This window comes from Pseudomonas sp. MH9.3 (assembly GCF_034354675.1).
Lineage (GTDB): Bacteria > Pseudomonadota > Gammaproteobacteria > Pseudomonadales > Pseudomonadaceae > Aquipseudomonas.
The window spans coordinates 4,721,522-4,745,538 of record NZ_CP133785.1; the positions used below are offsets into that span (position 1 = coordinate 4,721,522).

A 24,017-nucleotide genomic window follows, 5' to 3' on the forward strand; every position below is an offset into this window, starting at 1 on the left:
TTTTGCGGTGTTAATTAGAGCATCGGCTCATCCGGCTTTTTGTGCTTCCAGCCATCATTGCCCGGCAGCAGCAGGTTCAAACCAATCGCCACCACCGCACACAGGGCGATGCCCTTGAGGCCGAAGTCATCCGGGCCGGTGCCGGTGCCAACCAGCACGCCGCCAATGCCGAACACCAGGGTCACTGACACAATCACCAGATTGCGCGCCTCGCCCAGGTCGATCCGATGGCGGATCAGCGTGTTCATCCCCACGGCGGCAATCGAGCCGAACAGCAGGCACAGGATCCCGCCCATCACCGGCACCGGAATGCTCTGCAGCAGTGCGCCGAACTTGCCGATAAACGCCAGGCTGATAGCGAATACTGCCGCCCAGGTCATGATCTTCGGGTTGTAATTTTTGGTCAGCATCACCGCGCCGGTCACTTCGGCGTAGGTGGTGTTCGGCGGCCCGCCAAACAGGCCGGCCGCCGTGGTGGCAATGCCGTCACCCAGCAGGGTGCGATGCAGGCCGGGCTTTTTCAGGTAGTCGCGACCGGTCACGCTGCCCACCGCAATCACCCCGCCAATATGCTCGATCGCCGGGGCCAGGGCCACCGGGACGATAAACAGGATCGCCTGCCAGTTGAACTCCGGCGCGGTGAAGTGGGGCAGGGCGAACCAGGGCGCGGCGGCGATTTTGGCCGTGTCGACCACACCAAAGTAGAAGGCCATGGCAAAGCCCACCAGCACGCCGGAAATGATCGGCACCAGGCGGAAAATGCCCTTGCCGAACACTGCAACGATCAACGTGGTCAGCAGCGCCGGCATCGAGATCATCATCGCCGTCTGGTAATGAATCAGCTCGGCGCCGTCGCCGGACTTGCCCATCGCCATGTTCGCCGCAATCGGCGCCATGGCCAGGCCGATGGAGATAATCACCGGGCCAATCACCACCGGCGGCAGCAGGCGATCGATAAAGCCGGTGCCTTTGATCTTCACTGCCAGGCCGAGAAAGGTATACACGAAACCGGCCGCCATCACCCCGCCCATGGTCGCCGCGAGCCCGAACTGGCCCTTGGCGAGAATGATCGGCGTGATAAACGCAAAGCTCGATGCCAGGAACACCGGCACCTGTCGCCCGGTGACCACCTGGAACAACAGCGTGCCCAGGCCTGCGGTGAACAGCGCAACGTTTGGATCAAGGCCGGTGATCAGTGGCATCAACACCAGCGCGCCAAATGCCACGAAGAGCATCTGTGCGCCGGACAAGATCTGGCGCCAAAGCGGGTCGTTGAATTCATCCTGCATGTTCACGCGTCCTTCTGCTTGGTGCCGAAGATCTTGTCACCGGCATCGCCCAGGCCCGGGATGATGTAGCCGTGTTCATTCAGGCGCTCGTCGATGGACGCGGTGTAGATCTGCACGTCCGGGTGGGCTTTCTCGACGGCGGCGATGCCTTCGGGCGCGGCAACCAGCACCATGGCGCGAATGTCCTTGCAGCCGGCCTTTTTCAACAGGTCGATGGTGGCAACCATGGAGCTGCCGGTGGCGAGCATCGGATCGATGATCATCGCCAGGCGCTCGTCGATTTCCGGGACGAGTTTTTCCAGGTAGGTGTGGGCCTGCAGGGTTTCTTCATTGCGGGCCACGCCCACGGCGCTGACCTTGGCGCCCGGGATCAGGCTGAGCACGCCTTCGAGCATGCCGATACCGGCGCGCAGGATCGGCACTACGGTGATTTTCTTGCCGGCAATTTTCTCCACCTGGACGGGACCGGCCCAACCGGGGATCTCGTAGGTTTCCAGGGGCAAATCCTTGGTGGCTTCGTAAGTCAGCAACGCTCCGACTTCCTGAGCAAGCTCACGGAAGTTCTTCGTGCTTATGTCGGCGCGGCGCATAAGGCCGAGCTTGTGCTGGATCAGCGGGTGGCGGATCTCGCGAGTGGGCATGGGAAAGGCTCCGGCGGCGGGCAAAAAAACCGGCCTAGATTAATCTATCCGAGGATGATGTCCTATAGACAATCAAGTACGTTAGTCCATAAAGGCTTGAACGTTGCCGCTCACATGCGTACCTTTGCCCGCTTTTCTTGCCACAGCACCCCCTTGGAGAGCGCCATGTCCGCTGATCTCGAGCATATCCGTCAAATCATGCGCGAGGCTGACTGCCTTTACAGCGAAGCGCAAGTCGAAGAGGCGATCGCCAAGGTTGGCGCGCATATCAGCCGCGAACTGGCCGATAGCAACCCGGTAGTGTTCTGCGTGATGAACGGCGGCCTGATCTTCGCCGGCAAGCTGCTGACCCATCTGCAGTTCCCGCTGGAGGCGTCCTACCTGCACGCCACCCGCTATCGCAATGAAACCAGCGGCGGCGACCTGTTCTGGAAGGCCAAGCCAGAAGTGTCGTTCATCGACCGCGACGTGCTGATCATCGACGACATCCTCGATGAGGGTCATACCCTGGGTGCAATCATCGACTTCTGCAAACACGCCGGTGCGCGTAAAGTGCACACCGCCGTGCTGATCGACAAAGACCACGACCGCAAGGCACGCCCGGACCTGAAAGCCGATTACGTCGGCCTGCCCTGCATCGACCGCTACATCTTCGGTTACGGCATGGACTACAAAGGTTACTGGCGCAACGCCAATGGCATCTACGCCGTCAAAGGGATGTAAGTCATGACCCGCTTTCTTGATCAGACGCTGTATGCCGAATTGGCCGAGAAGGCGGGCGCCAGCCCACGTGGCCGGCACCATCACAACTTTCACCAGATGGAAGAGCCGTGCCATCGCATGGCCGTCGGCCTGCAGCCCAGCACCTACGTGCCGCCCCATCGGCATTTGAGCGCCGATAAGGCGGAAACCCTGCTGGTGCTCAAGGGGCGCCTGGGTTTGCTGATCTTCAACGACACCGGTGAGGTGATCGCCAGGCGGGTGATGCAGGCCGGTGGCGAGTGCGCAGGTGTTGACTTGCCGCCGGGGGTTTTCCACGGGCTGGTGGTGCTGGAGCCCGACACGGTGATGTTCGAATGCAAGGCCGGACCGTATCGTCCGGTGGGCGAAGGTGAGCTGGCCAGTTGGGCGCCGCGTGAAGGCGATGCCGAAGTGGCGGCTTATCAAGCGTGGATGCTGGCCCAGTTCGACTAGGCGCTTCATCGCTTCCAAAGGTAGACTTCAGACCCCGTGAAAATGTCTGCAGGCTGGAGCCGGTAATGCGTAAAGATAAGAAACAGGTGATTGGTGACGAGATCGGCGACGACCAGATCAAGTTGTTCCTGGATTTCGAGCCGGTTGACGCGACTTCACCGTCTCTGCACAAGCTGATCAAGGCCTACCGTGGCCTGCGTATCGATGATTTCGAGCGCTTCCTTGGCTTTTTCAAGGCCGCCGGCCTGGATCTGGATGGCAAGGACGAGCATGGTCAGACCTTCGTCGACGTGATCAAGGACCAGCGCCACGCGCCCGAGTACATCGAGCTGATCGAAAAAGCCCGCGGCTGATGACCCCGGCCAAAAAAAACGCCCCTGCGAGGGGCGTTTTTTATTGCGTTCAGACCTCAAGCGTAGCTTTCAGCCTCGTCGCCTTGTTCAACCAGCTCCAGGCTGATGTTGTTCTGCGTGTTGATCCTGCGATACAGCTCGGCATCGGTTTCCAGCACTTTCTCACGTGCGGGGAAGATCTCGTGCAGCTTGGCCGCCCATTCGCCGGCAGCTTTTTCCGGGAAGCAACGCTCAATCAGTTCCAGCATGATCGAAACCGTCACTGAAGCTCCCGGAGACGCACCCAGCAGTGCCGCCAGCGAGCCGTCTTTGGCTGCGACCAGCTCGGTGCCAAATTGCAGCACGCCGCCTTTCTTCGGGTCTTTCTTGATGATCTGCACCCGTTGGCCGGCCACTTCCAGGCGCCAGTCTTCAGCTTTGGCTTGCGGATAGAAGCGGCGCAGGGATTCCAGGCGCTGTTCCATGGACTGGCGCACTTCGCTGACCAGGTACCTGGTCAGGTCCATGTTGTCGCGCGCCACGGCCAGCATCGGGCCGATGTTGCCGGCGCGAATCGACATCGGCAGGTCGAGGAATGAACCGTACTTGAGAAACTTGGTGGTAAAGCCGGCGTATGGCCCGAACAGCAGGGATTTCTTGCCATCCACTACCCGGGTGTCCAGGTGTGGCACGGACATCGGTGGCGAGCCCACCGCCGCCTGGCTGTACACCTTGGCCTGGTGATGCTTGACCACGTCCGGGTTGTCGCAACGCAGCCACTGGCCGCTGACCGGGAAACCGCCGAAGCCTTTGCTTTCGTCGATGCCCGACGCTTGCAGCAGCGGCAGGGCCGCACCACCGGCGCCGAGGAACACGAACCTGGCGTCGACTTCGCGGCTTTCGCCGCTGTTCACGTCCTTGATGCTCACCGTCCAGCCGGCACCGTTGCGCTTGAGGCCGGTGACCCGCTTGCAGTACTTGACCTGGGCCTCAGGTGTGCTGGTGAGGTGACCGAGCAACTGGTTGGTCAGGGCACCGAAGTTGACGTCGGTGCCGTTCATCACACGGGTGGCCGCGATTTTTTCATCCAGCGGGCGGCCGGGCATCATCAGCGGCATCCACTCGGCCATTTCGCCACGGTCTTCGGTGTAATGCATGTCCGAAAACGCATGGTGCTGCACGAGGGTTTCAAAACGCTTCCTGAGAAACGACACGCCGCTTTCACCCTGCACGAAGCTCAGGTGCGGCACCGGGCTGATAAAGGATCTGGCCGAGCCAAAGGTGCCCTTTTTGGTCAGGTACGCCCAGAACTGCTTCGACACCTCGAACTGGGTGTTGATATGCACGGCTTTCTTGATGTCGATGGAACCATCGGCAGCCTGCGGCGTGTAGTTCAGCTCACACAGGCCGGCGTGGCCGGTACCGGCGTTGTTCCACGGGTTGGAACTCTCCGCGGCACCCGAGTCCATCAGCTCAACGACTTCCAGCTTGAGGCCGGGGTCGAGCTCTTTGAGCAGCACGGCCAGGGTGGCACTCATGATGCCGGCCCCTACCAGTACTACGTCGACTGCTTCGTTATGCGCCATTTAACGCGTCTCCAAAATCTGCAGCACCAAATTGACGGCATGGCTGCCAGGAGTGACGGGGCGGTTCACGTGTTGCCCCAGGTTACCCATGGCCAGGATCGCCATGTCCGTTTCGCAATTCCTTGCAACTTCCAGCGCACGCTTGCTGCCGGGCTGATCTGCCTATGAACGCATTCATGGGCGCCTGTGGCAATTCGACTTATGGTCAAAGCGTGCGATTCGTGCAATCAATCCGTCGCGGACAGGCTCAAGCTCCGGTTATTGAGGCGTACTCGGTCCTGGGGGGGTGGGCTGTTCCAGACGCTGATGGTGCTTGTACAAACGCCAAACTATTCATTTGCTCGCCACACTCTTGTGAAGTTGTGAAAACCCGTTTTTTCACGCTCTTTTGAAGACGTGAACCTCAAAAAAGGGCTGCCTCAGCCTGGCACCTGGCCCGAAACACCTTTGCCGACACGCGGCAAAACGGGCAAACAACTCAAGTGGCCGAGCGCAATGGCAGCTCTGGCAGATGCGGTAAAGGCGGGTGGTCTGCAAGGAAAACAGCAAGCGCGCCAGCTTCACTCGATCTGTGTGGGCGGCTCTCTGTGGGCGATTCTTGGGTTAATGCCGAGGCATTAACGGTGCTGCGAGGCCCGATCAGGAGACGTCCTTATAATCGGGGGGAGATTGTAGCGAAGAACGCCGCAGAAATGGGCGTGTTTTATGACTTTTATTAGGCTTGTGGTCAGGAGGCCAACGCCTGGCGCGAATGTGCGTGCGCGACCCCCGGCCGAACCCGAGCGCTGGCGGGCAGTGGACGGTGCATCCAGCACAGGCGTGTCTCGGTGACTTCCACCCAGCCCTCGCCGACAGGTGGCAGGCTGCATTGCTTGAAGGCCAGGCAATGGCCCCTGGCGTCGAGCAGCGCGAACTGGCGATGGCGGGAGTGTGACATGAACAACGATTTGAGCAGGCGCATGGCGTGTACCGGTTGTGTTACATGCTTGAAGGTTGCCAGTCTGCCATGACACTGGAATGACGAATTTATGCGAAATTGTAATTTCGCCGTGGCTTCAGCTGCCGTTCAGGATCGCTGGTGAGTGGCGCGCGTGCACCGTTATACTGGCGGCCTGTTTGCATCTAGTCCTGGAGAAATGAGTATGTTGCAACGCCTGTTGTTCGGTTTGATCACTGTGACCAGTTTGACCCTGGTTGGCTGCGCCAACAGCCCGCAACAACTCAGCCCGCAACCCAAGATCACCACGCAGCTGGCGCCGGTGGGGCATGGTCAGCCGGTGTCGGTGCGTGTGGTGGACGGTCGTCCATCGCCAACCCTGGGCTCGCGCGGCGGCCTGTACCCGGAGACCGCATTGATTTCGGTGACCGGCCAGGACGTGCTGCCCAAGCTGCAGGCCCAGGCTGAAGCCGCCGTGCGCCTGCTGGGGTTCACGCCGACCACTTCGCCGGGTGCCCCCCAACTGACCGTTACCCTGGCCGAACTGAAATACCAGTCGCCCAAGGAAGGCCTGTACGTGACTGAAGCCTCCATCGGTGCCACGTTCAAGTCCGATGTCAGCGCCGGTACCCGTCGCTACAGCGGCCGTTACGCGGCGTCGCTCAACCAGCGCTTCGGCATGTCGCCGAACCAGGAAACCAACACCAAGCTGGTCAGTGACGTGCTCAGCGACGCGCTGACCCGCCTGTTCAAGGACCCCAGCATCGGCCAGTTGCTCAGCTCGCAGCAGTAAGCCGTTCACAAAAAAACCGGGCTCATCGCTGAGCCCGGTTTTTTTTCGCCGGGCGTTTCTTCACGCGGCGCTGTCGACGTGGAAGTCCAGCATGCTCACGCCCGTGAGCAGATCCATCTCCGGCCAATCCGCATGTTGATGCCCGCCCAGGGCGCAATACACCAGCCAGTGGCGGTCCTGAACGTTGAACGCCAAGCTGCCGATCAGCGCCTCCTGTTCATCACTTTGGGCGACCAGATACAACCGGTCCTGGTTCTGCGCATGCAACATGACAAGCTCCCGGGCGTTCGAAGGGCAACAGAATGGCTTGTTAAGGTGACGTTCAGGTGACGCTGTAAATTACTCGATACATTAATCGCAAGTGGACGGGATCGTTACAGGCGCAGGGCGCCACTACCGTTCAGGTGTGTCCGAATGGATATCAGCGTATGGGTTTACCGAGGTTTGCGATGGCGCTGCCCGCACTGTTGATCAATGTCATGGCTCTATTGCTGGCCGGCCTCGCGGCGGCGCTGCTGTTCATTGCGCGTTTTTGCGAGCAGCGCGCAATGGCCGACCTCACCGCCCAGAGCGAAGAGCGCGCGATCGACCAACCCATGCTGTTTCTGGATGTGCGCATCGAGCGGGCGCATCGCCTGGCTTACCGTATAGGGTTTGCAGGTCTCGGGCTGGCGCTGGTCCTGTCCTGGCTCAGCACCCATTTTTAAGATCACTGCAATACCCCCTGTGTGAAGGTGCTTACAGAGGGATTCCGGCTTTGACGCGGTACTGGTTGCGCACCGGCGTTGCGTACTGCGTCACCAGGTAGGGCCGGTGTTCCGCTGGGCACTCATTCAAACGCCTTTCCCATTCCGTTTTCGCCTTGGCCAGCTCATCGGCCGGGAAGACTTCAGCCGCGGTTGGCACCTGCAACTGCGGGTCTGCATCGGCCCACTGCGCATACGCCAGGTAATGCACCGGGAACAACCGATAACCGCCGAGAATCTGCCGGTCCATTTCCACGGCCAGCAGCTTGGTGTCCTCGAAGCGCTCGGTGATCGGCGGTGCGAAGTTGATGTGCACGCGGCCCTTGTAGCCGGTGATACCCAGCGCGATGCTCACATCGTCCTCGCCCGGCGCCTTGCTGTAGGTGCCGGTGGTGGCGCGGATATACAGCTCGCGCGCCTTCGCGGTATCGCAGGGGTCGTACTCGTAGCTGATGGATACCGGCGTCAGGTTCAACGACTGGATGACCTCGGCAAACGGCTCATCCTTGCGGCTCACGTGGAACATCTTGAGGATCGCCGATTCGGTGCGATCATCCCCGTCCTTGGCGCGGCCTTCGGCCTGGGCGATCCAGATGGACTGGCAGTCATTGCGGATCGAATGATTGATGTAGGCCGACAGCAAATGATACGCCGCCATCTTTTCCTTTCGCCCGGTGATCGAGCGGTGCACGATGAAGCTCTTGTTCAGGCGCATCAGGTCGCTGACAAACGGCTTTTGCAGCAGGTTGTCACCGATGGCGATGCGTGGCGTCGGCAGACCGGCGTGGTACACGGCATAGTTGACGAACGCCGGGTCCATCACGATATCGCGGTGGTTGGCCAGGAACAGGTACGCGGTGCCGGACTTGAGCTGTTCGACGCCGGTGTAGGTCACGCCGTCGGTCGCGCGGTCGATGGTGTGGTCGACGTAGTACTCGACCTTGTCCTGCAGCGTGGCCACGGTGGTGACGCCGGCGAATTCACGGCGCAGCTTGCGGGCAATCATCGGCTTGAGCAGCCAGCCCAGGGTGCCGGCGAAGCGGGGGAAGCGGAAGTGGGTCAGGATGTCCAGAAAGGCCTTGTCGCTGAACAGACGTGCCAGCACTGCCGGGACTTCGCTGTCGTTGTAAGGTCGGATGGTATCGAATTCGCCCATCATGCTCTCTTGTTGGAAACGGCTAGGATAAGTAGAGGAAATACCAGGGTGCGGCGCGGGTAATTGGCCCGGCCGATCAATAGCCCTGTCAATAGACCGGCGATTATACGCACAAGTCACCTGGGAGACTGCGATGCTGGAAACTGAACCGTATGATTGTCCTTATTGTGGTGAGCCGGCGGAGGCGGTGCTGGATCTTTCCGGTGGCGATCAGTGCTATATCGAGGATTGCCCGGTCTGTTGCCGACCGATCAATTTCATCCTGCAAACGGATGGCCATGAATGGATGCTTGAAGTCCACGCCGAGAACGAATAGCAGGCACGCCCATGCAGCGAATCTACGAACCGGAAAACCTCATGGAAGGCGAGTTGCTGCAACAGATGCTCGCCAGCGAGGGTATCGAGGCACATCTGGTGGGGCGCCATCTGCTCGGTGGCACTGGCGAGTTGCCGATTTTCGGCCTGCTGGGTCTGGAGGTTGATAATGATCACGCTGCCTATGCCCGTGAGCTGATCACCGCCTATATCGGCGCGCAGCCCCTGCCCGGTGATGAACCCGACAGCTTTCCCGACGTGCTGGTCTGTTAGGCTGTCGGTCGGTTTACCCCAAGAGTCGTGTTGCCCCATGTGTGGACGTTATGCCCTGTTTCGCTGGAATCCCGGCTTTGCCGCCCTGCCGGGCTTTCCGGCGGACCAGCAGGCCCAGTGGAACATTTCCCCGAATGACTCAGTGCTGATCCAGCGCCAGAGCGAAGGCCAGCGCACCCTGGCGCGTGCCCGCTGGGGCCTGACCCCGCCGTGGCTGACTGATCTTTCCCGCACGCCGGCCCATGCCCGCGCCGAAACCCTGGCGGAGCAACCGATGTTCCGCGAGGCGTTTCGCCAGCGTCGCTGCCTGCTGCCGGCCAACGGTTTTTACGAATGGCGCGGTACCCAGCGCAAACGCCCGTACTGGTTGACGCCGGGGGAGGGCTCGACGCTGTTTTTCGCGGCGATCTGGGAAGCCTACCCGGTGCAGGAACAGGTGTGGCTGAGCACTGCGGTGGTCACCCAGGCCGCGCAAAGCCAGCGCCGGCCGCTGATCCTGGATGCTGCGGGCCAGGCGGCGTGGCTCGATCCCGAGACCCCGTTGCACGTATTGCAGGCGCTGCTGGCCAGTGAGCCCACCGCGTTGCGCGAAAGGGTCCTGGCCAATATGGTCAACGATCCCAAGCTCAACGGCCCGGAGTGCCTGACCCCGGCCTGACAGTTGCTGCCGTCGGTACACTCTTGTGGGATGTATCGGAAATACAGCAGTTAAACGTCGTGTGTATCTGGCGCGGATACACACGAGGGCCTACGATACGCGCCATGTTTTCAGGGAGCGTCTCGCATGAAAAAGTCATTGGCAGTAAGTGTATTGGCGGCGGCCATGCTGCTGGCCGGGTGTCAGTCGGTCAACACCACCAGCGGCGGCGCCGTTGGGGTTGAGCGCAAGCAATACATGTTCAGCATGCTGTCGAGTCAGGAAGTCGACCAGATGTATGCCCAGTCCTACCAGCAGACGTTGGGCGAAGCCAGTGGCAAAGGCCTGGTAGACAAAACCAGTGCCAACGCCAAACGCGTGCAGGCGATTGCCAATCGGCTGATCGCCCAGGCGCCCACCTTCCGGCCGGATGCGGCGCAGTGGAAGTGGGAAGTGAACCTGATCAAGAGCGACGAGATGAACGCCAACTGCGGGCCTGGCGGCAAAATCTTCGTGTACAGCGCATTGATCGACAATCTCAAGCTCACCGATGACGAGCTGGCCGCAGTGATGGGCCATGAAATTGCCCACGCCTTGCGCGAGCATGGCCGTGAAGCCATGTCCAAGGCCTATGGCATCCAGATGGCCAAGCAAGGCGCCGGTGCGATATTCGGCCTGGGTCAGGACAGCCTGGCGCTGGCCGATACCGTGGCCAACTACGGCATGACCTTGCCCAACAGCCGCAGCAATGAAAACGAAGCCGACCTGATCGGCCTGGAGCTGTCGGCCCGCGCCGGCTACAACCCGAACGCGGCGATCACGCTGTGGAACAAGATGGCCAAGGCTTCCGAAGGCTCACCGCCCGAGTTCATGAGCACTCACCCGGCCTCCGATAGCCGGATCGCCTCGCTGCAGGCGGCCATTCCGAAAGTGATGCCGCTGTACCAACAGGCCAAAAAATCCTGATGTTCCAACGCTGATGAAGACCTGAGTGTGGGAGGGGGGTTGCTCCCGGTAGCAGTGGATCAGCCAAGGAATACCAGGCTGACGCACCGCAATCGGGAGCAAGCCCCTCCCACATTTGGCGCTAGATCCACCCGCTGCTTTGCATGGCCTTGTACACCGCCACAATCGCCAGGATGAAAAACGCCGTCGCTGCCAACCGGCGAATCAGGGTCAGTGGCAGTTTCTCCGCGGCAAAATTCCCTGCCAGCACCACCGGTACGTTGGCAATCAACATGCCCAGGGTCGTGCCGATAATCACTAGCCATAGCTCCGGGTACTGCGCCGCCAGCATCACCGTGGCGATCTGCGTCTTGTCACCGATCTCCGCGAGGAAGAACGCAATCAGCGTGGTCAGGAACGGTCCGAACTTGCGCGTGGTGCTGGCCTCGTCATCGTCGAGTTTGTCCGGTACCAGCGTCCACAAGGCCGTGGCACAGAAGCTTGCGGCGAGAATCCAGTGCAGCACCGCGTCCGAGAAAAAGCTGCCAAACCAGGCGCCCACGGCACCGGCGGCCGCATGGTTGGCCAGGGTCGCGGCGACGATGCCGGCGATGATCGGCCAGGGTTTGCGAAAGCGTGCGGCAAGGATGAGCGCGAGCAGTTGCGTCTTGTCGCCAATTTCGGCCAAGGCAACGATTGCGGTGGGGACGAGCAGAGAATCCAGCATCAGGTAGGTTCCAGGGGCGGGTCGACACGGCTATGACACGAACAGCCTTCCCGCCCCGGGTAAGGTGTGCGTGTCATAGGTCTTGTCAAACCCCGGTCCGTCTGTGCGGACTCCTGGGTCGCATACGCCATGGTCTGTTGACCAAGTATGTTGACGTATGCCGGACGAGATTGAACTCGTGGGAGACTACTCCCCTAGGACGGAGCGGATTCTGCCTAGCCAGGACACATTCGGCAAGCCTTCTTTTTCAAACGCCCGTTAGGGGCGCTTGGCGCGGTAAATGCGAAAACCGTTGCCCTCGGCCTTCACCGCACAGATGCCCAGGTGCTCTTCGATCAGCGGCTGATACTTCAGGAAGCTATTGGCGACCAGGCGAAGTTCGCCACCTTTTGCCAGGTGTTTCGCCGCTTTTCGCAGCAAGTTCTCGGTGGCGAAATAATCGGTGTGCACGCCGACGTGAAACGGCGGGTTGCTCAGGATCGCATTCAAACCCATCGGCGCGGCGTCGATTCCGTTGCCGGTCAGCACCTCGGCTTCCAGGCCGTTGGCCGCCAGGGTGAGGCGGCTGCTGGCGGTGGCGAAGGCGTCTACATCCAGCATCGTCACGCTGTTGTGCGGGTAGCGACGCTTGACCGCCGCCCCCAGCACACCAGCGCCGCAACCGAAGTCCAGCAGATGGCCGCTCGGCAGCTTGTCCAGATGCGCCAGCAGCAACTCGGTGCCGCGATCAAGGCGCCCGTGGCTGAACACGCCTGGCAGGCTGACCACTTTCAGCGGGCCCTCGGCCAGCGGCACCTCGAACACCTGTGCCAGGCTTTCCAGTTCTACGCTCTGCGGCGCATTGACCACGGTGATCTGCCACAGTTGGCAATGCCGCGCGTTGTCCAGCTTGCGCGGTTTGCCGAATGGGGCCAACTGCTTGGCGGCACTTTCGATACCGCCTTTTTTCTCTCCCACCAGAAACAGCTCGGCGCCGGGCAGGCGTGCGGCCACCGCATTGAGCAGGTAATCGGTGAGGTCCTTGGACTTGGGCAGGAAGATCACCGCCGCGTCGAACGCGCGCTCGGGTACATTCACGCCAAACGCGCTGCGCTCCGGGAAGCGTGCGTCGAGCGCCGCCTGGTCACCGGCGTGCCAGCACCAGCCGTGGGCATTGGGCAGACGACCGAGCAAGTCGTCGGCCGGCAAACCGACCAGCAGCAGGTTGCCTTGAAAAAGTTCGGGCTGGCGAAGCAGCACTTCACTGCGCGGATCCATGATCTGCTCCTTGAAAAAGGGGCGCAGTCTATCAACTGACGACCCGCAGCGGGGCGCCGTCGAAAAAGCCTCGGGCGTTTTCCGCCAGTTGGCCGACGATGCGCTGGCGCGCCTCGCGGCTGCCCCAGGCGTTATGCGGCGTGACGATCAACCGAGGAATATCGCCGGCCAGCAGCGGGTTGCCATTGACCGGCGGCTCCACGCTCAGCACATCCGTGGCGGCACCCCCCAGATGGCCGCTGCGCAACGCGTCGGCCAGCGCCTGTTCATTGATCAAACCGCCGCGCGCTGTGTTGACCACCAACGCGCCGGGCTTGAGCAGCGCCAGCTCGCGAGCGCCGATCATGTTGCGGGTGTGCTCGTTGAGCGGGCAGTGCAGGGTCAGCGCGTCGACCTGCGCCAGCAACTCATCCAGTGGCACCCGATCGGCGCGGGCAGGGCGTCCAGGAATGGCGCCCAGCAGCACGCGCATGCCAAAGGCTTCGGCCAGTTGCGCAACGGCACCGCCCAGTTCGCCATGGCCGAGCAAGCCGAGGGTTTTGCCTTGCAGCTCGACAATCGGATGGTCCAGCAGGCAAAACTGCGCGGCCGCCTGCCATTTGCCGGCGGCCACGTCGCGCTGATAGTCCTGCAGGCGCGTGGCCAGGTTGAGCAGCAGCATCAGCGTGTGCTGCGCCACCGACGGCGTGCCGTAGCCCTGGCAGTTGCTCACGGTGATGCCGTGGGCGCGGGCGGCCGCAAGGTCAACGTTGTTGGTGCCGGTGGCCGCTACGAGGATCAGCTTGAGCTCGGGGCAGGCGGCCAGCGTGTCGGCGTCGAGCGCGATCTTGTTGCTGATGGCGACCTGAGCTCCCTGCAGGCGCTCGATCAGATTCTGCGCGGTGGTCTGCTCGAACAGCTGCAGGTCGCTGAAGCAGGCCTGCAAACCGCTGAGGTCGAGGTCGCCCAGGTCGAGGGAAGGGTGATCGAGGAAGACGGCGCGGCGATTGTTCATGCTCAACTGTACCTTTTGCGACGAAGTTCGAAGGCGTACTCTGCCGAGACTATCAGATGAAATAATCCGTTACGTAAAGGGAGCGAACATGTACCTCGCCGAGTTTTTGACCGTGGCTCTGATTCACCTGTTGGCAGTGGCCAGCCCCGGCCCGGATTTCGCCGTGGTGGTGCGCGAAAGCGTGACCCACGGCCGTCGCGCCGGAACCTGGACTGCGCTGGGCGTCGGTTCGGCGATTTTCCTGCACGTGGGCTACTCGTTGCTCGGCATTGGCTTGATCGTGTCCCAATCCATCGTGCTGTTCAACGCGCTGAAATGGGCGGCGGCGGCCTACCTGCTGTACATCGGCTTCAAGGCCCTGCGCGCGCAGCCGGCCAAGCCCGTCGCCGAGGGCGAGTTGCACCGAGAAGTGGGCGAGCGCACGCCGCGCGGAGCGTTTACCGCCGGGTTCGTGACCAATGGCTTGAACCCCAAGGCAACGTTGTTTTTCCTCTCGTTGTTCACCGTGGTGATCAACCCGCACACACCGTTGGCGATCCAGGCCGGTTACGGCGTGTACCTGGCCGTGGCGACCGCGTTGTGGTTCTGCCTGGTGGCGATGCTGTTCAGTCAGCAGCGCGTGCGCGCGGGGTTTGCGCGGATGGGCCACTGGTTTGATCGGACGATGGGCGCGGTGTTGATTGCGATTGGGGTGAAATTGGCGTTTACCAGCGTGAAATAACCCGCTTGAGCGCCTCAACTGCTGGCGCAAAGCTAGCATTTGCAGCGCTCTGCAAATCATTCCTTTGGCTGATTTGGTTGAAACACAAGGTCTCTACAGTGCAAGTCTTCAAGCCAAGACCGTGCAGTCATAAAAAGGGATTCGTATGTTGCAGACCCGTGTTATCCCACCCGCCGAAGGCGCTTACCAATACCCGTTGTTGATCAAACGCCTGTTGATGTCCGGCACCCGCTACGAAAAGACCCGGGAAATCATCTACCGCGACAAACTGCGCTACACCTACCCGACGCTGATCGAGCGCGTCGCGCGGCTGGCCAATGTGCTCACCGACGCCGGGGTCAGGGCCGGTGACACCGTCGCAGTGATGGACTGGGACAGCCACCGCTACCTGGAATGCATGTTCGCCATCCCGATGATCGGCGCGGTGGTGCATACCATCAACGTGCGCCTGTCGCCGGAACAGATCCTCTACACCATGAACCATGCCGAGGACCGCTTCGTGCTGGTCAACAGCGAGTTCGTCGAGCTCTACCAGGCCATCGCCGGGCAGCTCACCACGGTGGACAAGACCCTGCTGCTCACCGACGATGACGCCCACACCGCCGAGTTGCCCAACCTGGTAGGCGAGTACGAAACCCTGCTGGCCGCTGCCAGCCCCACGTACACCTTCGAGGATTTCGACGAACACTCGGTCGCTACCACCTTCTACACCACCGGCACTACCGGCAATCCCAAGGGTGTGTACTTCACCCATCGCCAACTGGTGCTGCACACCATTGGCGTGGCGACCATCATGGGCAGCGTCGACAGCGTGCGCCTGCTGGGCACCAGCGACGTGTACATGCCGATCACACCGATGTTCCATGTGCATGCGTGGGGCCTGCCATACGTGGCGACCATGCTCGGTTTGAAGCAGGTGTACCCCGGCCGCTACGACCCGGAATACCTGGTGGAGCTATGGCACAAGGAGCGCGTTACCTTCTCCCATTGCGTGCCGACCATTCTGCAAATGCTGCTCAACGCCAAGGCTGCCCAGGACGTGGACTTTGGCGGCTGGAAAATCGTCATCGGCGGTAGCGCCCTCAACCGCACCCTGTATGAAGCGGCCAAGGCGCGGGGCATTCAGCTGACTGCCGCCTATGGCATGTCCGAGACCGGGCCGCTGGTGTCCTGCGCCCACCTCAACGATGAGTTGATGGCCGGCAGCGAAGATGAACGCACCACCTATCGCATCAAGGCCGGTGTGCCGGGGCCGCTGGTGGACGCGGCGATTGTCGACGCCGATGGCAACTTTCTGCCCGCCGATGGCGAGTCCCAGGGCGAACTGGTGCTGCGTGCGCCGTGGCTCAGTGAAGGCTATTTCAACGAGCCGCAAAAGGGCGCCGAGCTGTGGGCCGGCGGCTGGATGCACACCGGCGACGTGGCCACCCTGGACGCGTTTGGCGTGATCGATATTCGCGACCGCATCAAGGATGTGATCAAGACCGGCGGCGAGTGGGTCTCGTCCCTGGCCCTCGAAGACCTGGTCAGCCGTCACCCGGCGGTGCGCGAAGTCGCCGTGGTGGGCATCGCCGATCCACAGTGGGGCGAGCGCCCGTTTGCGTTGCTGGTGGTGCGCGATGGCCATGAGATTGGCGCGCGCGAACTCAAGGAACATCTCAAACCGTTCGTGGAATTGGGCCACCTGAGCAAGTGGGCGATTCCGAGCCAGATCGCCGTTGTTACGGAAATTCCCAAGACCAGCGTCGGCAAACTCGACAAAAAACGTATCCGCGTCGACATCATCGAATGGCAGGCCAACAACAGCACGTTCCTGTCCACCCTCTGAGTGCGTTCGCCGTGCCCGTTCGGGCAGGGCACTGCTCTATCTTGCGGCTTTACTTGTGATTTGCCGATTTTCAGCCATCCTTCCCGCGTCGGCCTTCGCCGACGTGGCGAAAGGACTGTGGCAGACGGGGTGGTGATGCAAATCACACTTTAGAGGGATCAAGCGGTATGCCCTGCTGGCTATAGTCACTCACAGAGTTTTTCAAGGATGTTGCACTTCAGGCCATGGGGGCCTGGTTGCCGGGCGGCATTGGAATCGTTGTATTCCGGCCGTTACACGCATCAACGAAAAAACTCACTGCCATAACAATAATGCACATGGAGTAGCGTCGATGACCTCAGTAAACCAGTTCTGGCGCCGGGCAAAACTGCCCCTGGCCGTCAGTCTCGCCTCTACGCTCGCCGGGCCTGCATTCGGCGTCAGTTTCAATATCGGTGAAATCGAAGGGAGCTTTGACTCGTCGCTGTCCGTGGGCGCCAGTTGGTCCACTGCCAAGGCCAATCGTGACCTGATCGGCGCCAACAACGGCGGCCGGGGTTTGTCCCAGACGTCCGATGACGGCCATCTGAACTTCAAGCGCGGCGAGACCTTCTCGAAGATCTTCAAGGGCATTCACGACCTGGAACTGAAATACGGCGATACCGGCGTGTTTGTGCGTGGCAAATACTGGTATGACTTCGAGCTCAAAGACGAAAGCCGGCCATTCAAGGACATCAGTGACAACAACCGCAAAGAGGGCGCCAAGTCCTCGGGCGGGCAGATTCTCGATGCGTTCATCTACCACAACTACAGCATTGCCGATCAGCCGGGTAACGTGCGGTTCGGCAAGCAGGTGGTGAGCTGGGGTGAAAGTACCTTCATCGGCGGCGGCATCAACTCCATCAACCCGATCGACGTGTCTGCGTTCCGTCGTCCGGGCGCCGAGATCAAGGAAGGCCTGATCCCGGTCAACATGTTCTATGTGTCCCAGACACTCACCGACAACCTGTCGGCCGAGGCGTTTTACCAACTGGAGTGGGACCAGACCGTTACCGATAACTGCGGCACCTTCTTCTCCCAGCCTGACGTGATTTCCGACGGCTGCAGCAATAACCTGCGCGTGCTGAACAAGCGCTCGACCATTCCGGGCGCAGCATTGCCGACCCTGAATGCGCTGGGCGTGGACGTCAACGGCGAGGGCGTGCTGGTGCGCCGTGGGCCGGACCGTGATGCGCGCGACAGCGGCCAGTTCGGCATGGCCATGCACTACAACTTCGAACCGCTGGACACCGAGTTCGGCGCGTACTTCATGAACTACCACAGCCGTGCGCCGATCTTCAGCGCCCAGGGCGCGCCGGCGTCGGCGTTCACTCGACCACTGGGTCCGCTGGCGGCACTGCGTCCGCTGATCGTGGCGGGCAGTTCCAACTACTTCGTCGAATACCCGGAAGATATCCGTCTCTACGGCCTGAGCTTCTCCACCACGCTGCCTACCGGCACCGCCTGGAGCGGTGAGCTGAGCTACCGTCCGAATGCACCGGTGCAACTGAGCACCACCGACATTCTGTTCGCCGGCGTCACGCCGATTCCGGGCTTTGGCAATGCGTCCGTGCTCAAGGGCAGCCCGGGCCAGGACCTGCACGGTTACAACCGCAAGGAAGTGACGCAGTTCCAGACCACCTTCACGCACTTCTTCGACCAAGTGATGGGCGCCAGCCGCCTGACCACCGTCGGTGAAATCGGTGTAACCCATGTGGGCGGGCTGGAGAGCAAGTCCCAGGCCCGTTATGGCCGTGATCCGGTCTTCGGCCCGGGCACCTTGCCGGGCGGCTTCTGCAATGCGCTCAACGCTTCCACCGCCAACGGCGCCGGTCTGCCCAATGCGGCCGGCCTGAACACCAACTGCAGCAACGACGGCTACACCACCGCCACCTCGTGGGGCTACCGCGCACGCGCCATCTGGGAATACCCGGATGTGTTCGCCGGGGTCAACCTCAAGCCGAACGTGGCCTGGTCCCATGACGTCAAGGGTTACTCCCCGGGCCCTGGCGGCAACTTTGAAGAAGGTCGCAAGGCGGTCAGCCTGGGCCTGGATGCCGAGTACCAGAACACCTACACCGCGAGCCTGGCCTACACCAACTTCTTTGGTGGCAAGTTCAGCACCGTGGATGACCGCGACTTCGTGGCCTTGAGCTTCGGCGCCAACTTCTAAGCACACTTTTCCAAGCGGCATGCATTTTCAGGAAGAACAACAACATGAAAATAAGCAAAAGTCTGTTGCACATCGGGGTGCTGGGGCTGTCGATCATGGCGAGCCACGTCATGGCGGCCGTCTCGGCGGATGAAGCCGCCAAGCTGGGCACAAGCCTGACGCCGATGGGCGCCGAAATGGCCGGTAACGCAGCCGGCACCATTCCGAAATGGTCGCCCATGCCAACCAACGCCGGTGCGGTCGATGCCCGTGGTTTCCTGGCCAACCCCTACGCCAGTGAGCAACCACAATTCACCATCACCGCGCAGAACGTCGAGCAGTACAAGGACAAGCTGGCGCCGGGGCAATACGCGATGTTCAAGCGCTACCCGGAAACCTTCAAAATGCCGGTTTACCCGACCCATCGTGGCGCCACCGTGCCGGCTGATGTGTTCGCCGCGATCAAGAAGAACGCTACCACCACCAACCTGGTGTCCGGCGGCAACGGCCTGGAAAACTTCTCAACGGCCGTGCCGTTCCCGATTCCGAAGACCGGCGTTGAGGTGATCTGGAACCACATCACCCGCTATCGCGGTGGCAGCGTGACGCGTCTGGTCACCCAGGCTACGCCGCAAACCAACGGTTCCTACAGCCTGGTGTACTTCCGCGACCAGTTCGTGTTCCGCGACAAGATGAAGGACTTCGACCCGAAAAACCCGGGCAACGTGTTGTTCTACTTCAAGCAGCAAGTGACCGCGCCGGCGCGTCTGGCCGGTGGCGTGCTGTTGGTGCACGAAACCCTGGACCAGGTGAAGGAGCCGCGTTCGGCGTGGGTCTATAACGCCGGTCAGCGCCGCGTGCGCCGGGCGCCGCAAGTGTCCTATGACGGGCCGGGCACTGCCGCCGACGGCCTGCGTACCTCCGACAACCTCGACATGTACAACGGCGCACCGGATCGCTACGACTGGAAGCTGGAAGGCAAGAAAGAAATCTACATCGCCTCCAACAGCTACAAGATCGACGACCCCAAGCTCAAGTACGCCGACATCATCAAGGCCGGCCACATCAACCAGGACCTGACGCGTTATGAACTGCGCCGTGTCTGGCACGTGGTCGCCACCCTGAAGGAAGGCCAGCGCCACATCTATGCCAAGCGTGACTTCTTCATCGACGAAGACACCTGGCAGGCTGCGGTGATCGACCATTACGACGGGCGTGGCCAACTGTGGCGCGTCGCCGAGGCCCATGCCGAGAACTACTACGACAAGCAAGTGCCGTGGTACGCCCTGGAAACCCTCTACGACCTGCAGTCCGGCCGCTACCTCGCGCTGGGCATGAAGAACGAAGAGAAACAGGCCTATGACTTCGGCTTCACCGCCACCACCAGCGACTTCACTCCGGCGGCTCTGCGTCAGGATGGTGTTCGCTAAGCGGTAACGGTAACCACTGTGGGAGGGGCTTGCTCCCGATGGCGTTGGATCAGTCGGTACATCGGTTGACTGATCCGCCGCCATTGGGAGCAAGCCCCTTTCACATTTCTTGTCGCAGTTCTTTTTAAGGCAAATGTTGCAAAGATATACAAGGCAGGCGCTTTTACCGCTAGTCTGCGGACATCTGCAATGCCGACAACAGCCTTCTACAAGAGCCCGGCGATGACTGATCTGTCCCGAATCCAGGGGCCTGCCAATGCGGTCATGCCGCCTCTGGAAGGTCGCTTTTACAGGCCTCCGCTGCCTGACGGCTACGTGCCGCGACCCCGCTTGTGCGAACGGCTGAGCGCGGGGCTCGAAGGGCGGTTGCTGCTGGTCAGCGCGCCTGCGGGGTTTGGCAAGAGTTCGTTGGCGGTGGAGTTCTGCCAGGCGTTGCCGCCCCATTGGCAGAGCCTGTGGCTGGGATTGAGCGCGAGGGACAGTGACCCGGGCCGATTCCTCGAACGGCTACTCGAAGGTTTGCAGCACTATTTCCCGCACATTGGCGCCCAGTCCCTTGGCCTGCTGAAAATGCGCCAGCGTCATCAGCCCTTCGCCTTCGAAGAATGGCTCGACGGCCTGCTCGATGAGCTTGCGCTGCACCTGTCCACCGGTGCGCCGCTGTTGCTGGTGCTGGATGACTACCATCTGGCCCAGGGCCCGGTGCTGGACCGCTGTCTGCAATTTTTCCTCAACCACTTGCCCGAGGGCCTGGTGGTGTTGGTCACCAGTCGCCAGCGTCCCGACTGGCACCTGGCGCGATTGCGTTTGTCCCGGCACTTGCTGGAGCTCAACGAGCAGGATCTGCGCCTGACCCATGCCGAATCCCTGGCAGTACTGGACCACCACAGCAGCTCACTGCGCGGCGAGGCGCTGGAGAACCTGATTCGCCGCAGCGAAGGCTGGGTGGCCGGCCTGCGTTTCTGGCTGCTGGCGGCGTCCGAAGCTGGTAGCGAAGAGGCGTTGCCGCAGAGTCTGCACGGCGGCGAGGGACTGATCCGCGACTACCTGCTCGAAGAGGTGATCGACTGCCTGCCGCCTGAAGTGCAGGCCTTTTTGTTCGATACCGCCCCCCAGGAACGCTTCTGCAGCGAACTGTGCGACGCCGTGCGCGAAGCCCACGACAGCGTGGAAATCCTGCGCTACCTGCAATCGCACCAGGTGTTTCTCGTCCCGCTTGACGATCAGGGCCACTGGTACCGCTATCACCATTTGTTCTCCGACCTGTTGCGCACCCGGCGTGCCAGTGCCGCCGTGCTGCCGGCGGCGAGCCTGCACCTGCGTGCCTGTCGCTGGTTCAATGCCCAGGGCTTGATCGACGAGGCCGTGGAGCAGGCGCTGCGCGCGGGCCATCTGGATGTAGCGGCCAATCTGGTGCAGAACCTGTCCGAAGAACAGCTATTGGCCGAGCAGAATATCGGCATGTTGCTGCGCTGGAAAATGGACCTGCCCGACAGCCTGCTGATCAGCACGCCGCGCCTGATCGTGCTGTACAGCTGGGCATTGGGCCTGGCCTGCCAGCTGGATGCGGCGGAAGAATTGTCCAGCTACCTCAGCCGCTTTCTGCCAGCGCCGTCGGCCACGGCGCAAAGGTCGATGCTGGCGCAGTGGCTGGCGCTGAGCGGGATCATCGCTCGGGGTCGGGGCGACCGCGAGTTGACCCAGCGTTATTGCAGTGAAGCGCTGGAAAGCCTTCCGCAGCGGCGTTATGGCCAGCGTCTGATGTGCCTGTCGACGCTGTCCAACCTGGCCATCGTCGACGCCGATCTGTGGCGTGCCCGTGGTCTGAACCGTGAGTCCCTGGAGCTGGCGCAACGCGTCGGCAACCCGTTGTTCGAGGCGTTGGCCCATTACGACCGCGCGCGGGTATTGCAGGCGCGCGGCGAGGTCCTGCGGGCCCTTGATGAAGTGCACCAGGGGCTGCAGCGCTTGAACGGCCTTGCGCCGCAACGGTTGTATGCGGTGCGCGCGCGGCTGTCGTTGTACGAAGGGTATCTACTGCTGATGCGTAATCAGCCCGACGCCGGTATCGCGCGCCTGCGCGCCGGCCTGACCGAGGCGCGGGCGTGCCGCGATATCAGCGTACTGATCGGTCATTGTGTGATCGCCAGTTTCGAAGGGCGCCGCGCGGATTTCGCCAAGGCCTTTGCCGAGCTGGCCGAGGCCGAGCGCCTGATGCATATCTGGGACGTGCCGCCGATCTACTACCTGGCAATGATCACCCTGATCAAATGCGAACTGTGGCTGGCCCAGGGCCGCACTGACCTGGCCGAAGCCTGGCTGGCGCGGCTCGCGCAAACCTACAGCGGCGAGCAGGCGGCCGCTGCGCCGGAATTTCATCCGCACCTGGCGCAGCATATCGAGCTGCAGCAGGCCACCCTCGATGCGATCCGCCATCAGCCCGATGCCGCACTGCAACGTCTCGACGATCTGGCGCAACACGCCCACGACAGCGGGCGGCAGATGATCGCCCTGCTGGCGCTGACCCAGCAGGCGCAATTGCTGCTCGACTGCGGCCAGGAAGCCAAGGCGCGGCCGGTACTGTCGCGTGCGCTCGAAGCGGGGGCGGGCGGCGCGCTGCTGCCATTCCAGCGACTGCTGGACGCGTACCCGGAGTGGATGCGCGAGCAACTGGGCAAAGACGCCCACGGCGTACTCAATCAGAGCTTGCTGGCGCTGCTGCCGGCAACGCTGGCGCCAGACGCCACGCCTGCTCATGAAACCCTGAGCAGCCGAGAGTTGGCGGTGCTGCAATTGATCGCCCAGGGCTGCTCGAACCAGGAGATCAGCAACCGGCTGTTTATTTCCCTGCACACGGTCAAGACCCATGCGAGCCATATCAACAGCAAGCTGGGGGTGGAGCGCAGGACGCAGGCCGTGGCGCGGGCGCAGGCGTTAAGATTGATTGGTTAGCGGAAAAGGGGGAGGGGGACAACCGGTTTCATCGCGCAGTTATTCTGGCGACATTCGTCCGAAAACGGTATCGCCTTGCGCGCAGCGTTGCAGCAAAACCGCAGGCCGCGTTCAGCCTGGGTCTGCTACGGTCTGTAAAGCGACAAGAACGGGCTGCCCTCGATGCACCTCGGTGAGCCGCAACGGAATCTTTACCATTTGTCGCGATCCAAACTCGGCACAGGCCAGTTGCCAATGTCCTCTGCATCACAGAATGCAAAAGTAGGAGCTCTCTTCATGTTCACTCCGCGTCGTCTGCTTGTTGTCGCCACCGCCGTAGCCCTTTTGTCCGGCTGCGCTTCTCCCAATCCCTACAGCGGCAATCAGGGGCAGGCCAGCAGTGGTTCCGAGGGCGGTATGAGCAAGACCGCCAAATACGGCGGCCTTGGTGCCTTGGCCGGTGCCCTGGCCGGTGCCGCCATTGACCACAACCATCGTGGCAAGGGCGCGCTGATCGGTGCGGCGGTTGCCGGTGCCGGCGCTGCCGGTTACGGCTACTACGCCGACCAGCAGGAAAAGAAACTGCGTGAAAGCATGGCCAACACCGGGGTTGAAGTGCAGCGCCAGGGTGACCAGATCAAGCTGATCATGCCGGGCAATATCACCTTCGCCACCAACTCGGACGCGATCGCCAGCAGCTTCTATCAGCCGCTGAACAACCTGGCCAACTCGCTCAAGCAGTTCAGCCAGAACACGATCCAGATCGTCGGCTACACCGACAGTACCGGCAGTCGCCAGTTGAACATGGACCTGTCCCAGCGTCGCGCCCAGAGCGTGGCCAACTACCTGACCTCCCAGGGCGTCAGCCCGACCAACCTGAGCGCACGCGGTGCCGGCCCGGATAACCCGATTGCCAGCAACGCCGACGTGAATGGCCGTGCGCAAAACCGTCGCGTCGAGGTCAATCTCGGCCCGATCCCAGGTCAGCAATACGGCCAACCTGCCGGTCAGCAGCAGGCGCCACAACAAAACAACCAGTTCCAGGGCAATCCGTACCAGCAGTACCAATAAACGCTGGCCACTAAAAAGGGCGCCGTGCAGTCAATGCACGGCGC

General features: G+C 61.7%; 24 protein-coding genes and 1 riboswitch. Of the genes, 15 read left to right on the top strand and 9 right to left on the bottom strand.

Going from position 1 to position 24,017, the window contains the following annotated elements:
- Nucleotides 1-14 precede the first annotated feature (14 nt).
- Together RHM60_RS20960 and upp are read right to left on the bottom strand one after the other, a co-directional pair.
- On the bottom strand, nt 15-1,289 hold the full coding sequence (locus RHM60_RS20960; RefSeq protein WP_322212667.1) for a uracil-xanthine permease family protein: 1,275 nt from the start codon (nt 1,287-1,289) through the stop codon (nt 15-17).
- A 2-nt stretch (nt 1,290-1,291) separates the two neighbouring features.
- Nucleotides 1,292-1,930 carry a uracil phosphoribosyltransferase gene (upp, locus tag RHM60_RS20965; RefSeq protein WP_004372055.1) on the bottom strand — a complete coding sequence of 213 codons (639 nt, stop codon included), beginning with the start codon at nt 1,928-1,930 and terminating at the stop codon, nt 1,292-1,294.
- 165 nt (nt 1,931-2,095) lie between these two features.
- Here upp and RHM60_RS20970 point away from each other — a divergent pair, with 165 nt between their 5' ends.
- The 3 genes from RHM60_RS20970 to RHM60_RS20980 all read left to right on the top strand — a co-directional run bounded on the left by RHM60_RS20970 (nt 2,096) and on the right by RHM60_RS20980 (nt 3,477).
- Nucleotides 2,096-2,653 carry a hypoxanthine-guanine phosphoribosyltransferase gene (locus tag RHM60_RS20970; protein WP_004372053.1) on the top strand — a complete coding sequence of 186 codons (558 nt, stop codon included), beginning with the start codon at nt 2,096-2,098 and terminating at the stop codon, nt 2,651-2,653.
- Nucleotides 2,654-2,656: 3 nt separating this feature from the next.
- The gene (locus RHM60_RS20975) at nt 2,657-3,124 is read left to right on the top strand and encodes a WbuC family cupin fold metalloprotein (protein ID WP_231422535.1); all 468 of its coding nucleotides are present in this window, start codon (nt 2,657-2,659) and stop codon (nt 3,122-3,124) included.
- Between the two features lie 65 nt (nt 3,125-3,189).
- Nucleotides 3,190-3,477: a PA4642 family protein gene (locus RHM60_RS20980; RefSeq protein WP_209988692.1), complete on the top strand. Its 288-nt coding sequence runs from the start codon at nt 3,190-3,192 to the stop codon at nt 3,475-3,477.
- Between the two features lie 56 nt (nt 3,478-3,533).
- Here RHM60_RS20980 and mqo read toward each other — a convergent pair whose 3' ends face one another.
- Nucleotides 3,534-5,042, bottom strand: a complete 1,509-nt coding sequence (gene mqo / locus RHM60_RS20985) for a malate dehydrogenase (quinone) (protein WP_322212668.1) — start codon at nt 5,040-5,042, stop codon at nt 3,534-3,536.
- Between the two features lie 727 nt (nt 5,043-5,769).
- A complete protein-coding gene (locus RHM60_RS20990) occupies nt 5,770-6,003 on the bottom strand; it encodes a hypothetical protein (RefSeq protein WP_322212669.1) in 234 nt (77 codons plus the stop codon).
- 181 nt (nt 6,004-6,184) lie between these two features.
- Here RHM60_RS20990 and RHM60_RS20995 point away from each other — a divergent pair, with 181 nt between their 5' ends.
- Nucleotides 6,185-6,772, top strand: coding sequence for a YajG family lipoprotein (locus RHM60_RS20995; RefSeq protein WP_209988702.1), 588 nt, complete (start codon nt 6,185-6,187; stop codon nt 6,770-6,772).
- A gap of 60 nt (nt 6,773-6,832) precedes the next feature.
- Here the strand turns inward: RHM60_RS20995 and RHM60_RS21000 are convergent, their stop codons facing one another.
- Entirely contained in the window at nt 6,833-7,042 is a 210-nt protein-coding gene (locus tag RHM60_RS21000; protein ID WP_209988705.1) for a hypothetical protein, read from the bottom strand.
- A gap of 179 nt (nt 7,043-7,221) precedes the next feature.
- Between RHM60_RS21000 and RHM60_RS21005 the strand changes: the two genes are divergently transcribed.
- The gene (locus RHM60_RS21005; protein ID WP_322212671.1) at nt 7,222-7,479 is read left to right on the top strand and encodes a hypothetical protein; all 258 of its coding nucleotides are present in this window, start codon (nt 7,222-7,224) and stop codon (nt 7,477-7,479) included.
- 31 nt (nt 7,480-7,510) lie between these two features.
- Here RHM60_RS21005 and RHM60_RS21010 read toward each other — a convergent pair whose 3' ends face one another.
- On the bottom strand, nt 7,511-8,674 hold the full coding sequence (locus RHM60_RS21010; RefSeq protein ID WP_209988710.1) for a 1-acyl-sn-glycerol-3-phosphate acyltransferase: 1,164 nt from the start codon (nt 8,672-8,674) through the stop codon (nt 7,511-7,513).
- A 133-nt stretch (nt 8,675-8,807) separates the two neighbouring features.
- Here RHM60_RS21010 and RHM60_RS21015 point away from each other — a divergent pair, with 133 nt between their 5' ends.
- From RHM60_RS21015 to RHM60_RS21030, 4 genes are all read left to right on the top strand, one after another.
- Nucleotides 8,808-8,990 (top strand): CPXCG motif-containing cysteine-rich protein, encoded by a 183-nt coding sequence (locus RHM60_RS21015; protein WP_209988713.1) that lies wholly within the window; start codon nt 8,808-8,810, stop codon nt 8,988-8,990.
- Between the two features lie 11 nt (nt 8,991-9,001).
- Complete coding sequence (locus tag RHM60_RS21020) at nt 9,002-9,262, top strand: putative signal transducing protein (protein WP_209988716.1); 261 nt, start codon at nt 9,002-9,004, stop codon at nt 9,260-9,262.
- Between the two features lie 37 nt (nt 9,263-9,299).
- Nucleotides 9,300-9,920 carry an SOS response-associated peptidase gene (locus RHM60_RS21025; protein ID WP_209988718.1) on the top strand — a complete coding sequence of 207 codons (621 nt, stop codon included), beginning with the start codon at nt 9,300-9,302 and terminating at the stop codon, nt 9,918-9,920.
- Nucleotides 9,921-10,046: 126 nt separating this feature from the next.
- Nucleotides 10,047-10,865 carry a M48 family metallopeptidase gene (locus tag RHM60_RS21030; RefSeq protein ID WP_209988721.1) on the top strand — a complete coding sequence of 273 codons (819 nt, stop codon included), beginning with the start codon at nt 10,047-10,049 and terminating at the stop codon, nt 10,863-10,865.
- A gap of 121 nt (nt 10,866-10,986) precedes the next feature.
- Here RHM60_RS21030 and RHM60_RS21035 read toward each other — a convergent pair whose 3' ends face one another.
- The 3 genes from RHM60_RS21035 to RHM60_RS21045 form a co-directional block, all read right to left on the bottom strand.
- Nucleotides 10,987-11,571: a TMEM165/GDT1 family protein gene (locus tag RHM60_RS21035; protein WP_004372026.1), complete on the bottom strand. Its 585-nt coding sequence runs from the start codon at nt 11,569-11,571 to the stop codon at nt 10,987-10,989.
- An 88-nt stretch (nt 11,572-11,659) separates the two neighbouring features.
- Nucleotides 11,660-11,778, bottom strand: a riboswitch (yybP-ykoY riboswitch).
- Between the two features lie 51 nt (nt 11,779-11,829).
- Nucleotides 11,830-12,828 carry a class I SAM-dependent methyltransferase gene (locus RHM60_RS21040; RefSeq protein WP_209988725.1) on the bottom strand — a complete coding sequence of 333 codons (999 nt, stop codon included), beginning with the start codon at nt 12,826-12,828 and terminating at the stop codon, nt 11,830-11,832.
- Nucleotides 12,829-12,859: 31 nt separating this feature from the next.
- Entirely contained in the window at nt 12,860-13,822 is a 963-nt protein-coding gene (locus tag RHM60_RS21045) for a 2-hydroxyacid dehydrogenase (RefSeq protein WP_322212672.1), read from the bottom strand.
- Nucleotides 13,823-13,910: 88 nt separating this feature from the next.
- Between RHM60_RS21045 and RHM60_RS21050 the strand changes: the two genes are divergently transcribed.
- The 6 genes from RHM60_RS21050 (at nt 13,911) to RHM60_RS21075 (ending at nt 23,973) form a co-directional block, all read left to right on the top strand.
- The gene (locus RHM60_RS21050) at nt 13,911-14,543 is read left to right on the top strand and encodes a LysE family translocator (protein ID WP_231422539.1); all 633 of its coding nucleotides are present in this window, start codon (nt 13,911-13,913) and stop codon (nt 14,541-14,543) included.
- A 145-nt stretch (nt 14,544-14,688) separates the two neighbouring features.
- Nucleotides 14,689-16,371, top strand: a complete 1,683-nt coding sequence (locus tag RHM60_RS21055; protein ID WP_322212673.1) for a fatty acid--CoA ligase — start codon at nt 14,689-14,691, stop codon at nt 16,369-16,371.
- Nucleotides 16,372-16,702: 331 nt separating this feature from the next.
- A complete protein-coding gene (locus RHM60_RS21060; protein WP_209988735.1) occupies nt 16,703-18,562 on the top strand; it encodes a DUF1302 domain-containing protein in 1,860 nt (619 codons plus the stop codon).
- Between the two features lie 44 nt (nt 18,563-18,606).
- Nucleotides 18,607-19,971, top strand: coding sequence for a DUF1329 domain-containing protein (locus RHM60_RS21065; protein WP_209988739.1), 1,365 nt, complete (start codon nt 18,607-18,609; stop codon nt 19,969-19,971).
- Between the two features lie 222 nt (nt 19,972-20,193).
- Nucleotides 20,194-22,923: a LuxR C-terminal-related transcriptional regulator gene (locus tag RHM60_RS21070; protein ID WP_322212674.1), complete on the top strand. Its 2,730-nt coding sequence runs from the start codon at nt 20,194-20,196 to the stop codon at nt 22,921-22,923.
- 276 nt (nt 22,924-23,199) lie between these two features.
- Nucleotides 23,200-23,973 (top strand): OmpA family protein, encoded by a 774-nt coding sequence (locus RHM60_RS21075; RefSeq protein ID WP_209988747.1) that lies wholly within the window; start codon nt 23,200-23,202, stop codon nt 23,971-23,973.
- Nucleotides 23,974-24,017 lie beyond the last annotated feature (44 nt).

Coding starts and splice junctions, on each gene's coding strand:
- RHM60_RS20970 (WP_004372053.1), top strand. CDS start 2,096: ATGTCCGCTGATCTCGAGCATATCCGTCAAATCATGCGCGAGGCTGAC.
- upp (WP_004372055.1), bottom strand. CDS start 1,930: ATGCCCACTCGCGAGATCCGCCACCCGCTGATCCAGCACAAGCTCGGC.
- RHM60_RS21060 (WP_209988735.1), top strand. CDS start 16,703: ATGACCTCAGTAAACCAGTTCTGGCGCCGGGCAAAACTGCCCCTGGCC.
- RHM60_RS21045 (WP_322212672.1), bottom strand. CDS start 13,822: ATGAACAATCGCCGCGCCGTCTTCCTCGATCACCCTTCCCTCGACCTG.
- RHM60_RS20980 (WP_209988692.1), top strand. CDS start 3,190: ATGCGTAAAGATAAGAAACAGGTGATTGGTGACGAGATCGGCGACGAC.
- RHM60_RS21015 (WP_209988713.1), top strand. CDS start 8,808: ATGCTGGAAACTGAACCGTATGATTGTCCTTATTGTGGTGAGCCGGCG.
- RHM60_RS21040 (WP_209988725.1), bottom strand. CDS start 12,828: ATGGATCCGCGCAGTGAAGTGCTGCTTCGCCAGCCCGAACTTTTTCAA.
- RHM60_RS21020 (WP_209988716.1), top strand. CDS start 9,002: ATGCAGCGAATCTACGAACCGGAAAACCTCATGGAAGGCGAGTTGCTG.
- RHM60_RS20975 (WP_231422535.1), top strand. CDS start 2,657: ATGACCCGCTTTCTTGATCAGACGCTGTATGCCGAATTGGCCGAGAAG.
- mqo (WP_322212668.1), bottom strand. CDS start 5,042: ATGGCGCATAACGAAGCAGTCGACGTAGTACTGGTAGGGGCCGGCATC.
- RHM60_RS21000 (WP_209988705.1), bottom strand. CDS start 7,042: ATGTTGCATGCGCAGAACCAGGACCGGTTGTATCTGGTCGCCCAAAGT.
- RHM60_RS21025 (WP_209988718.1), top strand. CDS start 9,300: ATGTGTGGACGTTATGCCCTGTTTCGCTGGAATCCCGGCTTTGCCGCC.
- RHM60_RS21030 (WP_209988721.1), top strand. CDS start 10,047: ATGAAAAAGTCATTGGCAGTAAGTGTATTGGCGGCGGCCATGCTGCTG.
- RHM60_RS21050 (WP_231422539.1), top strand. CDS start 13,911: ATGTACCTCGCCGAGTTTTTGACCGTGGCTCTGATTCACCTGTTGGCA.
- RHM60_RS21005 (WP_322212671.1), top strand. CDS start 7,222: ATGGCGCTGCCCGCACTGTTGATCAATGTCATGGCTCTATTGCTGGCC.
- RHM60_RS20960 (WP_322212667.1), bottom strand. CDS start 1,289: ATGCAGGATGAATTCAACGACCCGCTTTGGCGCCAGATCTTGTCCGGC.
- RHM60_RS21065 (WP_209988739.1), top strand. CDS start 18,607: ATGAAAATAAGCAAAAGTCTGTTGCACATCGGGGTGCTGGGGCTGTCG.
- RHM60_RS21070 (WP_322212674.1), top strand. CDS start 20,194: ATGACTGATCTGTCCCGAATCCAGGGGCCTGCCAATGCGGTCATGCCG.
- RHM60_RS21075 (WP_209988747.1), top strand. CDS start 23,200: ATGTTCACTCCGCGTCGTCTGCTTGTTGTCGCCACCGCCGTAGCCCTT.
- RHM60_RS21055 (WP_322212673.1), top strand. CDS start 14,689: ATGTTGCAGACCCGTGTTATCCCACCCGCCGAAGGCGCTTACCAATAC.
- RHM60_RS21010 (WP_209988710.1), bottom strand. CDS start 8,674: ATGGGCGAATTCGATACCATCCGACCTTACAACGACAGCGAAGTCCCG.
- RHM60_RS21035 (WP_004372026.1), bottom strand. CDS start 11,571: ATGCTGGATTCTCTGCTCGTCCCCACCGCAATCGTTGCCTTGGCCGAA.
- RHM60_RS20995 (WP_209988702.1), top strand. CDS start 6,185: ATGTTGCAACGCCTGTTGTTCGGTTTGATCACTGTGACCAGTTTGACC.
- RHM60_RS20990 (WP_322212669.1), bottom strand. CDS start 6,003: ATGCGCCTGCTCAAATCGTTGTTCATGTCACACTCCCGCCATCGCCAG.